General features: G+C 58.7%; 12 protein-coding genes. 7 read left to right on the top strand and 5 right to left on the bottom strand.

What is annotated here, in order from left to right; all coding sequences use genetic code 11:
* Window positions 1-70 precede the first annotated feature (70 nt).
* A complete protein-coding gene (locus tag B3M52_RS02550) occupies window positions 71-2,125 on the top strand; it encodes an NADPH-dependent 2,4-dienoyl-CoA reductase (protein WP_127401738.1) in 2,055 nt (684 codons plus the stop codon).
* 89 nt (window positions 2,126-2,214) lie between these two features.
* On the opposite strand, the gene B3M52_RS02545 is transcribed toward B3M52_RS02550, so the two are convergent.
* A complete protein-coding gene (locus B3M52_RS02545) occupies window positions 2,215-2,379 on the bottom strand; it encodes a hypothetical protein (protein ID WP_007154474.1) in 165 nt (54 codons plus the stop codon).
* A gap of 114 nt (window positions 2,380-2,493) precedes the next feature.
* Entirely contained in the window at window positions 2,494-3,489 is a 996-nt protein-coding gene (locus B3M52_RS02540; RefSeq protein ID WP_075197057.1) for a GlxA family transcriptional regulator, read from the bottom strand.
* Between the two features lie 270 nt (window positions 3,490-3,759).
* Between B3M52_RS02540 and B3M52_RS02535 the strand changes: the two genes are divergently transcribed.
* The 6 genes from B3M52_RS02535 (at window position 3,760) to B3M52_RS02510 (ending at window position 10,866) form a co-directional block, all read left to right on the top strand.
* The gene (locus B3M52_RS02535; RefSeq protein WP_036209548.1) at window positions 3,760-5,562 is read left to right on the top strand and encodes an acyl-CoA dehydrogenase; all 1,803 of its coding nucleotides are present in this window, start codon (window positions 3,760-3,762) and stop codon (window positions 5,560-5,562) included.
* Window positions 5,563-5,673: 111 nt separating this feature from the next.
* Window positions 5,674-5,934 (top strand): hypothetical protein, encoded by a 261-nt coding sequence (locus B3M52_RS02530; RefSeq protein ID WP_041332374.1) that lies wholly within the window; start codon window positions 5,674-5,676, stop codon window positions 5,932-5,934.
* Window positions 5,935-6,068: 134 nt separating this feature from the next.
* Window positions 6,069-6,371, top strand: coding sequence for a hypothetical protein (locus B3M52_RS02525; RefSeq protein ID WP_007154470.1), 303 nt, complete (start codon window positions 6,069-6,071; stop codon window positions 6,369-6,371).
* Between the two features lie 152 nt (window positions 6,372-6,523).
* Window positions 6,524-8,554, top strand: coding sequence for a PhoX family protein (locus tag B3M52_RS02520; RefSeq protein ID WP_075197058.1), 2,031 nt, complete (start codon window positions 6,524-6,526; stop codon window positions 8,552-8,554).
* Window positions 8,555-8,788: 234 nt separating this feature from the next.
* Window positions 8,789-10,429 (top strand): methyl-accepting chemotaxis protein, encoded by a 1,641-nt coding sequence (locus B3M52_RS02515; RefSeq protein WP_075197059.1) that lies wholly within the window; start codon window positions 8,789-8,791, stop codon window positions 10,427-10,429.
* Window positions 10,430-10,494: 65 nt separating this feature from the next.
* Window positions 10,495-10,866: a DUF4870 family protein gene (locus B3M52_RS02510; protein WP_075197060.1), complete on the top strand. Its 372-nt coding sequence runs from the start codon at window positions 10,495-10,497 to the stop codon at window positions 10,864-10,866.
* On the opposite strand, the gene B3M52_RS02505 is transcribed toward B3M52_RS02510, so the two are convergent.
* From B3M52_RS02505 to B3M52_RS02495, 3 genes are all read right to left on the bottom strand, one after another.
* Window positions 10,860-12,176 carry an MFS transporter gene (locus B3M52_RS02505; protein ID WP_075197061.1) on the bottom strand — a complete coding sequence of 439 codons (1,317 nt, stop codon included), beginning with the start codon at window positions 12,174-12,176 and terminating at the stop codon, window positions 10,860-10,862. The genes B3M52_RS02510 and B3M52_RS02505 overlap by 7 nt on opposite strands.
* A gap of 85 nt (window positions 12,177-12,261) precedes the next feature.
* Window positions 12,262-13,383, bottom strand: coding sequence for a DUF1513 domain-containing protein (locus B3M52_RS02500; protein WP_075197062.1), 1,122 nt, complete (start codon window positions 13,381-13,383; stop codon window positions 12,262-12,264).
* Window positions 13,383-13,765, bottom strand: a 383-nt coding sequence (locus tag B3M52_RS02495; protein ID WP_286748668.1) for an imelysin family protein, incomplete at its 5' end; no start/stop codon positions are given. The genes B3M52_RS02500 and B3M52_RS02495, both read right to left, overlap by 1 nt.

Here is a 13,765-nt window from a genome sequence, read left to right as displayed (position 1 = left end):
CCATGTTGCCTCCTGATGAAAACGTCCGCATGAGACGAGACGACCAGACGACCAATCAAAGAGAAACAACATGACCGCTGCCTACCCGAACCTGCTGAAACCCCTCGACCTGGGTTTCACCGAGTTGAAAAACCGCGTGCTTATGGGCTCCATGCATACTGGCCTGGAAGACCGGTTCTGGAACATCCACAAGCTTGCCCGTTATTTTGCCGAGCGTGCGGAAGGCGGAGTGGGGTTGATGGTTACCGGGGGCTTTTCACCCAACTTTGTCGGCCAGCTTTCGCCCCTGGCGTCCACCATGAACCATCGTGGCACCGCCATGCTTCACCGTCATGTCACCAGTGAAGTTCATGACGCTGGCGGCAAGATCTGCCTGCAACTGCTTCATGCCGGTCGCTATGGCTACCAGCCGTTCAGCGTATCCGCCTCGGCCACCAAGGCGCCGATTACGCCGTTCAAAGCTCGCGCGCTCTCCACCAAGGGGGTCGATAAGCAGATTGATGACTTCGTCAGCGCCGCGAAACTGGCGAAACTGGCCCGTTATGACGGCGTTGAGGTTATGGGGTCGGAAGGGTATTTCATTAACCAGTTCCTGTGTGAGAGAACCAATAAGCGTACTGACAAATGGGGCGGACCGTTCGAGAACCGCATGCAGTTGCCGGTGGAGATCGTTCGCCGCATGCGGGAAGCGGTCGGCCCCGAGTTCATTATCATTTACCGCCTGTCGATGCTGGACCTTGTAGAAGGCGGGCAGACCTGGGACCAGGTGGTGCAATTGGGCAAGGCCATCGAAAAAGCCGGTGCCACCATTATCAATACCGGTATCGGCTGGCACGAAGCCCGAGTGCCAACGATCGTGACGTCGGTGCCACGGGGCGGTTTTGCGGATGTGACCGCCAAGTTTTACGGCGAAGTGGACATTCCCGTGTGCACCACCAACCGCATCAACACCCCGGAGAAAGGCGAGGAAATCCTCGCGGCGGGCAAGGCCGATATGGTGTCCATGGCGCGACCGTTGCTGGCGGATTCGGAATTTGTGCGCAAGGCCGAGCAGAACCGTAGCGACGAAATCAACACCTGTATTGCCTGCAACCAGGCCTGTCTGGATCACGTATTCCAGCTCAAACGGGCGTCCTGCCTGGTGAACCCGCGCGCCTGTCACGAAACCGAACTGGTCCTGACGGTGGCTCCGGTCAGCCGCCGCGTGGCGGTGGTCGGAGCCGGTCCTGCCGGTTTGGCCGCCGCGACCACTGCCGCCAAGCGGGGTCACAAAGTGACGCTGTTTGAAGCGGATGACAAAATTGGCGGCCAGTTCAACTACGCCAAGCGCATCCCCGGGAAGGAAGAGTTCTATGAAACGCTGCGTTACTACCAGCGCCAGATCGAAATCCTGGGTATTGAACTGAAGCTCAATACCCGCGTGGATGCCGATGTATTGGGAGAGCAGGGCTTTGACGACGTGATCATCGCCACGGGCGTGAAACCGCGTACGCCAAGAATTGATGGCATCGACCACCCGAAGGTGCTCGGTTACCTCGATGTTCTGCGCCACAACAAGCCCGTAGGCCAGTCGGTAGCGGTGATAGGTGCCGGTGGTATCGGCTTCGATGTCAGCGAGTTCCTCACTCACGAATTCGGTCATCACCCCGAGGGAGAGCAGGTCAGCATGGCAGACTGGCAGGCTGAGTGGGGCGTTGATCCGCAATTCGACGGGCCGGGCGGCCTAGCTAAGCGCAAGCCGACATCGTCACCCCGCAAGATCTACCTGATGCAGCGGAAAACCAGCAAAGTCGGCGGTGGTCTGGGCAAGACCTCTGGCTGGGTACATCGCAACAGCCTCAAGCACCGTGACGTTGAGATGCTGAGAGGGTGTAGTTACGAGAAAATTGATGATGACGGTCTGCATATCACGCTGTCCGACAAGGACGGTAAGGTCACCGAGAGCAAGGTTCTGGCGGTAGACAACGTCATCATATGCGCAGGTCAGGAGCCTTTCCGGGCGTTGTTTGATGATTTGGTCAATCGGGGTATTCAGACCCACCTGATAGGTGGTGCGGACGTGGCCGAAGAGCTGGACGCCAAGCGTGCTATTCGGCAGGGGACGGAAGTGGCTGCCCGGATCTGACCGGGTGGACAATTTTGGTCATAAAGTGATCATCTTGATCATTTGTGACCCGTTTGGGCGTCAGTCATCGTTACGGTGACTGACCCGGGTTACCGAATGGCTTTCAGAGCCTCGCTGATGGCGTCTGCCTCGGCGGACAAAACCCGATAGCGAAGGCTATCGGCCTGCTGGCTGGCCTGAAGTAGCTGTTTCTGCTTCATGTCGTAAAGGCGACTGAGCAGTGCGCATTGCTGGTTTTTTTGCGGTGCGTTCATGGTATTACCCTCCACAGGGAGTAGCCTGTGTCAGTTATTTTTACGTTTTGCCTCGGCTTTTGGCCTTGTATTGAAAACTAAGCATAACCCGGGCCAAAAGCGCTCAGGCTCGGGTTACCTTCCGAATCTCGCCCGATAAATGCCGGGCGCCAGGCCGGTATGCTTCCTGAACAGACGGCTGAACGAACTGACATCTTCATAACCGACCAGCCGCGTGACCTCTTCAACCGCCACCCGCGAATTCTCCAGATGCTGCCGGGCCGCCTCTATTCTCAGAATCTGCAGGTAACTGGTGGGGGTGTCCCCGGTTGCCGCTTTGAACCGACGAATCAGCGAACGCTCCGTTAGATCGGCGAATGCGGCAAGGGCTTGCAGCGTCACCGGCCGGGTGTAGTTCACATCCAGCCAGTCCTGCAGTTTCAGAATCGCGGCATCGGAATGATAGCGCCGGGCCTGTAGCGCTCCATAAGGCGCCTGGCTGGTCCGCCCCGCATCAATAACAAACGCCTTCGCCAGTTCACGCGCCACCTTCGCCCCGGCGTAGCGTTCCACCAGATACACCCCCAGATCCCACCACGCCATACCACCGCCGGCACAGGCAATGTGCCCATCCACTGTAATCAGCTTTTCCGGCTTTAGGTCTACCCCGGGAAAGCGTTTTCTGAACTGGTTGCTGAACCCCCAGTGCGTCGTTGCCTGCCGCCCGTCCAGCAACCCGGCCTCCGCCAGCAGAAACGCCCCCGTGCAGTTACTGGCCAAGCGGACCTGTCCGGTTGGCGCCTCCCGAAAGCCGCCGAGCCAGTCAACCAACCCGGGATTGGCCTTCAGAACCTGCGCAATCGGCGCGCCAATCGTGGGAACAATGACCAGGTCTGCCTGCGAATTACCGGTGGGAATGTCCCGCCAGTCCCCATCGGCCATCAACGTTATCCCATTGATACACCGACAGGGCCGACCACCCTCGGTCAGCAATTGAGTGGTGAACTGCTGCTCCGGAGGCGTATCGTTGATGCGTGCCCAGGTTACCCCCGCCAGTCGAAACAGGTCGATAACCCCCGTAATCGCACTGGCAAGCGCCCCATCAAACCCAATAACAGAAACCGTTCGCATGCCACCTCCAAATCAGGGCGCCAGCCGGGAAGACCCTCCCGGGACTGTCGGCAGCAAGGATGCTGCCGTCAAGCGTACACGGACGTATTCACAGCGTGTCCCGGGAGGGTCTTCCCGGTTGGTGCCCGTCTGCCGAGCACCACAAGCCGCGCATTCACAAAAGGAGACCTAGAATAAAAATGGCAATTTTAACCATGATTATGTCATTAACGCCGGTTTCAACAAAAACAACCGTATGAGAGGCTATACGCCATAAACAGGAGACCCGAAATGACCGACACCCTGATTGACCGCCGCGACCTGGCGTTCCAACTCTACGAAGTACTCGACACCGAAAGCCTCAGCGAACGCGAGCGCTTTAGCGAACACAGCCGCGACACCTTCGACGCCGTCATCGAAACCGCCGACAAAATCGCCCGTGACAAATTCGCTACCCACAACAGCGCCGCCGACAAAGACGAGCCAAAATTCGTCGACGGCCAGGTGGAAATGCTGCCTCAGGTCAAAGAAGCCTTTGACGCCTACGCCGATGCCGGCTTCATTGCCGGGCGCTACGACTACGAACTGGGTGGCATGCAGCTCCCCGAATCCGTCATGGCAGCGTGTAACGGCTTCTTTACCGCCGCTAACCCGGGCACTGCGGGTTACCCGTTCCTCACCACCGCTGCCGCCAACCTGATCCGCGTGTTCGGCAACGACCAGCAGAAAAGCACCTTCCTGCCACACATGCTCAGCGGCCGCTTCACCGGCACAATGGCTCTGACCGAGCCCCACGCCGGCTCGTCACTGGCTGATATCCGCACCTCGGCCACGCCGACTGACGACGGTCATTACCTGATCAAAGGCGCCAAGATCTACATCTCCGGCGGCGAACAGTCCCTCACCGAAAACATCGTTCACATGGTGCTGGCGAAGGTCAAAGGCGCCCCGGCAGGCGTAAAAGGCATCTCCCTGTTTATCGTGCCGAAATTCATCGTGGATGAAGAAGGCAACGCGACTGAACGTAACGGCGTGAACCTGGCCGGCCTGATTCACAAGCTGGGCTACCGCGGGACCACGTCAACGGCGCTCAGTTTTGGTGACGACGCACCCTGCCATGGCTATCTGGTGGGCGAGCCCCACCAGGGCCTGAAGTACATGTTCCAGATGATGAACGAAGCCCGTGTGGGCGTCGGCTTCGGCGCCGCCGTGATTGGTTATCGTGGCTACATGCACAGTCTGGAATACGCCAAGGACCGCCTGCAGGGCCGCAAGCCGTCAGAAAAGAACCCGGAGGCACCCCAGGTTCCCATCATTGAGCATGCCGATGTGCGACGCATGCTGCTGGCCCAGAAAGCCTACAGTGAAGGTGGCCTGGCGCTGTGCCTATACGGCGCACGCCTGATGGACGACCAGCACACCCATCCGGACGAGCAGAAGCGGATGGAAGCCGGCAAGTTGCTGGATCTGCTAACGCCAGTCATCAAGGCCTGGCCATCCGAGTTCGGCCCGAAGGCCAACGACCTGGCTATCCAGGTCTATGGCGGTGCCGGTTACACCCGGGAATACCCGGTGGAGCAGTGCTGGCGGGATAATCGCCTGAACCCGATTCACGAAGGCACCAACGGCATCCAGGCACTGGACCTGCTGGGGCGCAAGATCTGGCAGGATCAGAGCCACGGCCTGCAGTTGCTGATGCAGGAAATGCAGGTGGACCTGGAAGCCGCCACCACCGATCGGTGCCAGCAATGGGCGCTGTCCCTCAGTGAAACCCTGCAGCAAGCAGTGAAAGTGACCCAGAGTCTGGGTAAATCCCTGATGTCGGAGGATCCCGACCGGGTGTTGGCCAACGCGTCCTGCTACCTGCACCTGTTCGGACATATCATCGTATCCTGGATGTGGCTGCGTCAGGCCAACGCCGCCGCCAAGGCCCTCGGTTCTGCCAACAGCGACGAAGAAAGGAACTTCTACCAGGGCAAGCTTCAGGCCGCCCAGTACTTCTTCCATTGGGAGTTGCCCACTGTGGCACAGGATCTGGTGCTGCTCCGCAACCAGGACGACACCTGCATGAACATGAAGTCGGAGTGGTTCTGAAACTGGCGGACTGACACAATCTAAACCAGACTGTAGGCTGGCCCCGGAACGCAGGTTTCAGCGTACCGGGGCGCTTTCCTATCCTGCTGCATCCACAGGGAAGAAGCTGCCATGACGTCGGGACACGCCTCCAATGCCTATCGCCCGGTACGCTGTGAAATTCACAGTTTGCTCCGGGAGTATCTGACCTCTTCAAAACTGGCCGAGATTGTCTATCGCGACGATGCCGGTCAGATCTGTACGACCCACGATGTCATCCGCGATCTCTTCAGTCGCGCTGGCCAGGAGTTTGTTTTTCTTGGGCGGGGGCACATGGTTCGCCTTGATCACGTGCTGACACTGGACGGTAAGGTCGTAGCCGGAGCCAATTAATGGCTACAGGTTATTGCTTTCGCTAACTTATTGTCGCTGCTAACAAAAACGTAATTCCCAAGTAATTGTGCCCGCTCCGTCACGGCCGTAGACTTGTCGCTGTTGTTTTCACACGCCAAAGAAAGGACACAGTTATGAACAAGCTGACACTGAGCGCACTGGCACTGCTGATGACGCTGGGCCTTGCGGCCTGCAGCCAGGATGACAACGAAGGCGTCGATCTCGAGGAAGCCGGCGACAACGTTGAGGAAATGGCGGATGACGCTGGCGATGCGGTCGAAGAGACCTACGAAGATGCCACCGGCCAGAATGACAGCGCCTGGGACGAAACCAAGGACGCTGCTGGAGATGCCGCCGAAGAAACTGGCGAAGCAATGGAAGAGACCGGTGAGGAAATGGGCGAAGCCGCTGAGGAAGCCGGCGACTCCATGCAATAAGATTGCGTCTGTGGCCTGCCCTTTATGGGCAGGCTTTTTTGGTTGTAAGAAATTGTTAAAGAAACTGTCTTTTTACTGTCTGAAATCTGTCACCTAACCCACCGACACTGTTCTCTCGAAAACCAATAACCCACCCGAGAGAGAGCAGGACCATGGCAAAGCATGACCTGGATCCCAACTACCTGGATCCCAATTACGAGCCCGTCGTCAACCATTCAAGCAACACGCCCTTTCATCAGGTCCTCGCGGCCCGTATGCAGCGCCGTACCGTTATGAAAGGTTCCGTTGGCGCCGCGTTGGCCAGCGTTATGGGGTTGGGCCTGGCTGGCTGTGGCAGTGATGACGACGATGACAACGGTTCCTCCACAGGGGGAAGTTCCGCCAATACGGATCTTGGTTTCAAGGCGGTTGCCGTATCCAGCGACAATGAAGTCGTTGTTCCCGAGGGATACTCATCCGTGGCTTTTCTTCCCTGGGGCACCCCGATCACCGGATCCTATCCCGAGTATAAAGCCGATGGCACCAATACCGGTGCCGATCAGGAACAGCAGGTTGGAATGCACCACGATGGTCTCCATTTCTTCCCGATTGACCAGAAGGCCGGTGGCAACAGCTCAACGGAAGGCCTGTTGGTGATGAACCATGAGTACATCGAGCAGGACTTCATTCATGCCAATGGCCCGACCAATGCTGCTGATAACGGTGGCGTGCGACCCGCCGATGAGGTTCGCAAGGAAATTGCCGCTCACGGTGTGTCTGTCGTTCACATCAAGCGTGACACCAACGGTACCTGGGACGTCGTCTTCGGCAGCCCATTCAATCGTCGCATTACCGGCAACACCGAGATGGACATTCGTGGCCCGGTACGTGGTTACAGCAAGCTGGTCACAACCTACAGTCCCGACGCGACCGAAACTCGCGGTACCCTGAACAACTGTGCGATGGGCCCAACGCCCTGGGGCACCTACCTGGCCGCGGAAGAGAATTGGCACGGTTACTTTGCCAATAGCGATGCGACCCAGCCTCGCGAGCAGACCAGACATGGTGTTGGCAGCTCCAGCCGATACGACTGGGAGTTGGCAGACAGTGCGGCCGACCAATATGTGCGATTCAATGTGAGCACGACCGGAGCGGCGGCTACAGATGATTATCGCAACGAAGCCAACACCTACGGCTTCATGGTTGAAATTGATCCGTTTACGCCGGAAAGCAAACCCCAGAAACGCACTGCGTTGGGACGCTTTGGTCACGAGGGCGTCATCTTTGCGCCGGCGAAGGAAGGTGAGCCGGTGGTGTGTTACTCCGGTGACGATTCCCGTTTCGAGTACATCTACAAGTTTGTGTCGTCTCAGCCCTACTACGCCGCGACGGCCGGTGGCTACCTGTTGGATGAGGGTACCCTGTACGTTGCCCGCTTCAACGAGGATGGCTCTGGTGACTGGCTGGCGCTGGATCTGGACGACGCGGATTTCGCCAGCAAGGTTGCTGCGGCTGAAGGCGGCATGGTCGGCGATATCCAGTTCGACGGTTTTGAGAACCAGGCTGATGTTCTGCTGAATACCCGCCTCGCAGCCGATATTGCCGGCGCTACGACGATGGACCGCCCGGAGTGGGGTGCCGTTGATCCCAACTCTGGCGAGGTCTATTTCACCCTGACAAACAACTCGAACCGGGGCCAGCCAGGGTTCGACGACGTCAACGCCGCCAACCCGAACTCTCCCAATGCCACCGGCCACATCATTCGCTGGACTGAAGAAGGTAGCGATCACACGGCTACCAGCTTTGACTGGGACATCTTTGTCTTCGCCGGCGAGCAGGGTACGGAAACTGTTGTCGATGGTGAGGCCGTCGTCTCCCTGAACGATGATAATATTTTCAACAGCCCGGATGGCCTCTGGTTTGACTACAATGGCCGGCTGTGGATCCAGACCGATGGTTCTGATGCTGACCCGTACTTCAACAACATGATGCTGGCCGCCAATCCGGAGACACGCGAAATCAAGCGCTTCTTCGTCGGGCCCCAAGGTTGTGAAGTAACTGGCGTTGTCAGCACACCGGACGTTAAGACCATGTTCGTGAACATCCAGCACCCGGATGGTAACTGGCCGAACGCGGCCGAGTCCCGTCCCCGCGACGCCACTGTTATCGTAACCAAGGACGATGGCGGTGTGATCGGCGCCTGATCGCCTGATAGAGGCGCCACGGGCGCACACCGACAAGAGCCAGCCGTAACGCCGGATTCTTCCAACAGGACGTCTCCGGCGTTACGGCTTTTTTGTTTCAGTTTTTCATCGATCTGCCGTAAAACCAGTATTGGTCAACTAAAGTAGCAGTTATAAGTAAAGGTCAATTCTTTACTCTCAAGAGTAATCGTCAAAAAAGATGCATTCACTAATAATGAAAATAAAGAGGTGGATATGGGTTTGCTCAGTCGGCCTGTTCTGGTTGTGGGGGTGTCAGTCGCCGTTGTCGTCGCCTTTGGGGCTTTCCTGGTGGCGCCGTTGATAGGGTTGGATAGCGCGTCGCTGGTGGCGGGCGTGGTTATTGGCCTGGTCGTCGCCACCGCGTATCTGGTGTTACGCGTTCTGGAACCGGTTGAACGTTCCATCAAGCAGCTCAACGCCGGTAAGCTGCCAGCGGATAGTCCGCTGGGCAAACAGTGTGCAAGCCTCCTTGCGGACGCCAAAGCAGGGCGGGCACTGGTGGAAACCCTGTCCGGCAGTGCCGATAAAAGTGCCATTTCTGCGGCCCAGGTGTCCCACGCGGCCGACCAACTAAAAAACCGCCTGGATCGACAGGTCAGTGAAACTGCACAGATGGCGGAGTACGCGGGTCAGATTACCGAGAGTGTGCGTGAATCCGCCCAGCAGGCCACCGATGCTGCGACCATGGCTCTGCAGAACCGTCAGGTGAGCGTTGAGGGCCGTGATGCGCTGACCACTGCCATCAATAGCGTGCGAGCCGTGCACGAGCAGTCCAGCGAGAACCTCAGATTAATTCAGGAACTGAACGAGAAATCCAACAAGATCCAGGGTGTCACCACCACCATTCAGGGCATCGCGGAACAAACCAACCTGCTGGCCTTGAACGCGGCAATTGAAGCCGCTCGTGCCGGCGACCAGGGGCGGGGCTTTGCGGTGGTTGCCGACGAGGTCAGGCAATTGGCCGGGCGAACCGCGCAGGCAACCGGTGAGGTGGCCGAAACGCTGCAGGAAATACGTTCCGATACCTCCCTGATTGTTTCGCGGATCGAGGACCTGGCCAAGAGCGTTGAATCCGGCTTGGAGTCAGTTGAAAGCGTTGGCGAGCGCCTTGATCAGATTCGTGATCAGTCTGACCGTGTGCAGCAGCAGGTGGCGCGCATTGCCGAGATTGACCAGAACAACGAGCAGAGCCTGCAGCAGGTATCGTCGGCCATTGAAACGGTTCGGGATCAGATTACCGAGAGCGATACCAGCGTTGCGTCGCTTGCCCAGCAGGCAGCGACACTGATGGAACTGGCGGAAGAGGCCAACGCGGCATTTGCGTTGAACAGCGATGAAAGCTATCACCGCTTCTTCTACGACCAGGCCCGGCAGGGTGCGGACCGGATTGGAAAGCTCTTTGAAAAAGCGGTTCGCGATGGGCAACTGGCAGAAAGCGCCCTGTTTGATAAGCAAAGAACCCCCATTCCCAAGACCGATCCACAGAAGTATTCCAGCAGCTTTGATCGGTTCACCGATCAGCAACTGCCCACCGTTCAGGAAGCGGTGAAAGGGGCCCACCCGTCGATGGTCTTCGCGATTGCCGCCGCGCCGGATGGCTATGTGCCGACCCACAACCGTGATTTCGCCCATGCGCCAACGGGCGACCCGAAAGTGGATCTGGTAAAGAGTCGCAGCAAACGGCTGTTTAACGACCGCACCGGTGCTCGGTGTGGCAGCCATACCCAGAATATGCTGCTACAGACCTACCGCCGGGATACTGGCGAGGTTATGCATGACCTGTCAGTGCCGATCTACGTGAATGGCAAGCACTGGGGTGGCTTCCGCCTGGGTTACAAACCGGACAACCGCTAAGTTCCAGCGGTTTCCGGCTCCTGTTGCTGTGATACACTGCGGGTGTGGAGCCAGAGGAGAGTGACTTGTCCGAGCACGAATACATCCCCGCCAATGCAGACCCCATAGCACGACGTGAAGAGCCAGGCCGCAACCTGGCGGTGCTGGTTTATATCCTGCAGGCGCTGTCGTTCTTTGTCGGTGGCATTACCGGCCTGGTGGGTGTGATCATCAATTACGTCAAGCTCGATGACGTAAAGAGCACCTGGATAGAGCCTCATTTCCGTTGGCAGATACGAACCTTCTGGATCGGGCTGTTATGGACGGTGATTGGCATCGTGACGACGCCACTGATCATTGGCTGGTTTGTGTTACTGGGCATCTCCATCTGGATCATCTACCGCATTGTGAAAGGCGCCCTGGCGTTGAACGACGGGAAGCCACCGGAACCTCACTGATCCTCGGTCACTTCCCTTAACCGGGTGGCGCTGATGGCGCCGGCCAGCCCCATGGCGCCCAGCGTCAGTATCACCGCCACGTCGGATATCATCGATACCAGCGCTGTCAGCCCGCCCGTTGCCAGTAACAGCACCCCAATAACGGTATTGCTCACGGAGGTATAGTCGGTGCGTTTGTTGCCGCCTGCCATATCGACCAGATACGTTTTACGTCCCAGTCGAACCCCCGCATGCGCAATGCTCAGCACGAAGAACCCGGCGGGATAGAACCAGATGCTGGAGGTTGCTTCGCCGGCAAACAAAGCGGTCAGGCCCACCGTCAGGCAAGCGCCACTGGCGACAATGGCACCGCGAATCATTACCCGCCGGCTGGACTCGTCCGCCATCCAACCCCACACGCTGGCGCTGATGGAACTGGCGAGGCTGCTCGCCAGCAGAAAGACGCCCAGAAGCCACCCGGTATCAGAGTTTTTCTGGGCGAGCACGACAAAGTAAGGCGACGCCAGCGCTGAGCACAACAGCAGGGCGCGGGTAATCACGAAGTGCCGGAAGGGCACGTCATCCCTGAGAAGGGACAGGCTTTTGAACGCGTCCCCAAGCGCATTGCCGCCACCGCCGGTTTCGCCCTCGTATTCATCAACAGAGGCGAATAGAAAGCCGGCAATAACCCAGAGGCAGGCAGCCAACAGGAGCAGGAGGGTGTAGAAAAGTACGCCAGGGTCACCCCGGTTCCAGAACAGCAAGGCGGTGAGGATGACTGTTGCGGTCCCACCGATGGTGGAGGCCAGGCCAGACAGCCGCCCTCGGCGTTTCTTCGGGATGCATTTCCCCTGCACGTCCTTCATGGACACCGAGCAGAACCCCCGGGCCAGGGAAAACAGCACCAATGCGCCCACCACGCCGGCGCCCGCGGCGTAGCCCTCCAGGAACCAGACGCTCGCCGCCATGCCCAGAACACTGGCCGCCTGGCCAAAGCTTCCCAGGGTCCAGAACCATTTGCGTACAGGCTTGCGCCGGACCCAGGCACCGATCACCATTTGCGGAATCATTGAGCCGGACTCCCGGATCGGAACCAGCCAGGCCACCAGGGCAGGCGCTCCGATAGCGCTCAAAAGCCAGGCCAGCACGGTCTTGGGGCTGATCAGCAAGTCACCAAGTTTGGTCAGCACATTGCTGCCGAGGATCAGGAAGAAGTTGCGTGGCACCTCCCGGCAGGCTTCATCGGGGATGTCCGTGCAGACCCGGGCGTCTTCTTCGTTGGCAATCAGGCTGTAAACCTGGTCGAGGGTGTCCTTGTTTCTGGCGGGCAAGTTGCCGTCCTCCTGAACAAATGGCTCATAAGGATACCAGCTAAGGCGAGTTGCCTTAAGGCAGGAGGGCCGCGTTGCGGGTGATTCAGACCAGGTGGTGGTCCCACTGGACCGGCAGATCGGCGATTTGCCGTGACTGATTGTCCTGCCCCAGGCGCACCAGTTTTCCGCGTCCGGAGGAGATCAGGAAATCGCCTCCTGCCAAAGCCTGGACGCCAGCGCAGTCGGGTATGGACGCCCTGGCCAGCAGTTCGCCAGTGATGCCATTGAACACCACGGCGGTGCCGCCCACTGGCGACGCGGCAGCGACAAGGTCGTTCTCGGGATGGGCAACAACGCTGGCGATGTAGTTGGCCAGTGCTGCCTGGGTATCCTCTTCGAATCGGATTTCCTGAAGCTCACCGCCTTCCAGCCGCGCGATGAGGGCGGGGGACTCGTGAAGGGGCCCCTGGTACTGGTAGGCAACGTACACCCGGCCGTTCGAACCGGTACTGACATGACGGGCGCTTTGCTGGTGATGGGCAGGGTTGAACCGCCCAATAATCCGACCGCTGCGGCGGTTCATCAGGATCAGCGCGGGTTCCATGGTGTCGAGGTTCAGCTTGAGGCGATCGTAGTCCGGGTGGGTCAGTATGCCGCCCAGGCCAATCACCAGGGTTTCCCCATCTGGATGCAGTGTCAGCTCATGGGGGCCAATGCCCTGAAGCTCAAAGGTATCGACCCGCTGATAATTCTGCTCCGCGTCATAGACGGCAATAATGCCTTGCCCCGGCTCGTAGCGGCTGGCGGTGACATAGAGCCAGCGGCCGTCGGGGGAGAACACTCCGTGACCGACAAAGTGTTCCCCGGAAGCGGCTTTGACGCGATGTGTCCTGTTGCCGCTGTGGGCGTCGAACCCGTAAAACGCCCAGCCGGGCCGGCGTTCGAAGAAGATGACCTGAGAGCCATCCGGGCGTGCACATCCGCTGTGGCAACGGGTGTCGACCGGTGACTCCCATATGAGGTGACCTTTGCGGTTGATGGCACTAATGCCGAACTTACCCCCGGGCAGTCCCACGGCGCCGACGTACTGATCTGGCGCGTAATCCGCTTTTCGAGGCAGCAGACTGCAGCCGGACAGGGTGGCTGCCAGTCCTCCGGCCATCCCCGCTTTCAGTAGTTGTCTGCGGTTGATAAGTGCACCTCCGGGTTGCCTGTTGCTGCTCATCAGTCGCCGTCGCTGGAATTGAAGCCGCGAATGACGCCGAGTTCAACCGCTGCCTGGTCATTGATCAGAGTGGTTAACTGGGAAACGTCAACGTAGAAGCCCTGGAGCAGGGAAAAGGCATCGTCATTGGAAAGCAGCTCAGTCATGGGGCGATGGAGTTCCGGGAAGTGCTCCAGAACGTCCTTGAACTGGTTTTCAATTCGTGGACCCAGTTGCGGTTGTTCGCTTTCCTTTAGCAGCTGTGTCAGGCCCGGCAGGAAAGACTGCTCCAGGCCATGGATGGTTGCTTCCATGGTCTTCAGGCTACGGCCGCTACGCCAGGCATCGGCGGCGTAGACAGAACGTTTGCCATTCCCACGGAGCCCCATTGGCTGGGCAAGCC

It is taken from the genome of Marinobacter sp. UBA2688 (assembly GCF_002352785.1).
GTDB classification, from domain to species: domain Bacteria; phylum Pseudomonadota; class Gammaproteobacteria; order Pseudomonadales; family Oleiphilaceae; genus Marinobacter; species Marinobacter salarius.
Note: the sequence above shows the minus strand (reverse complement) of the source record. Positions and strands in the feature narration are given on the sequence as shown.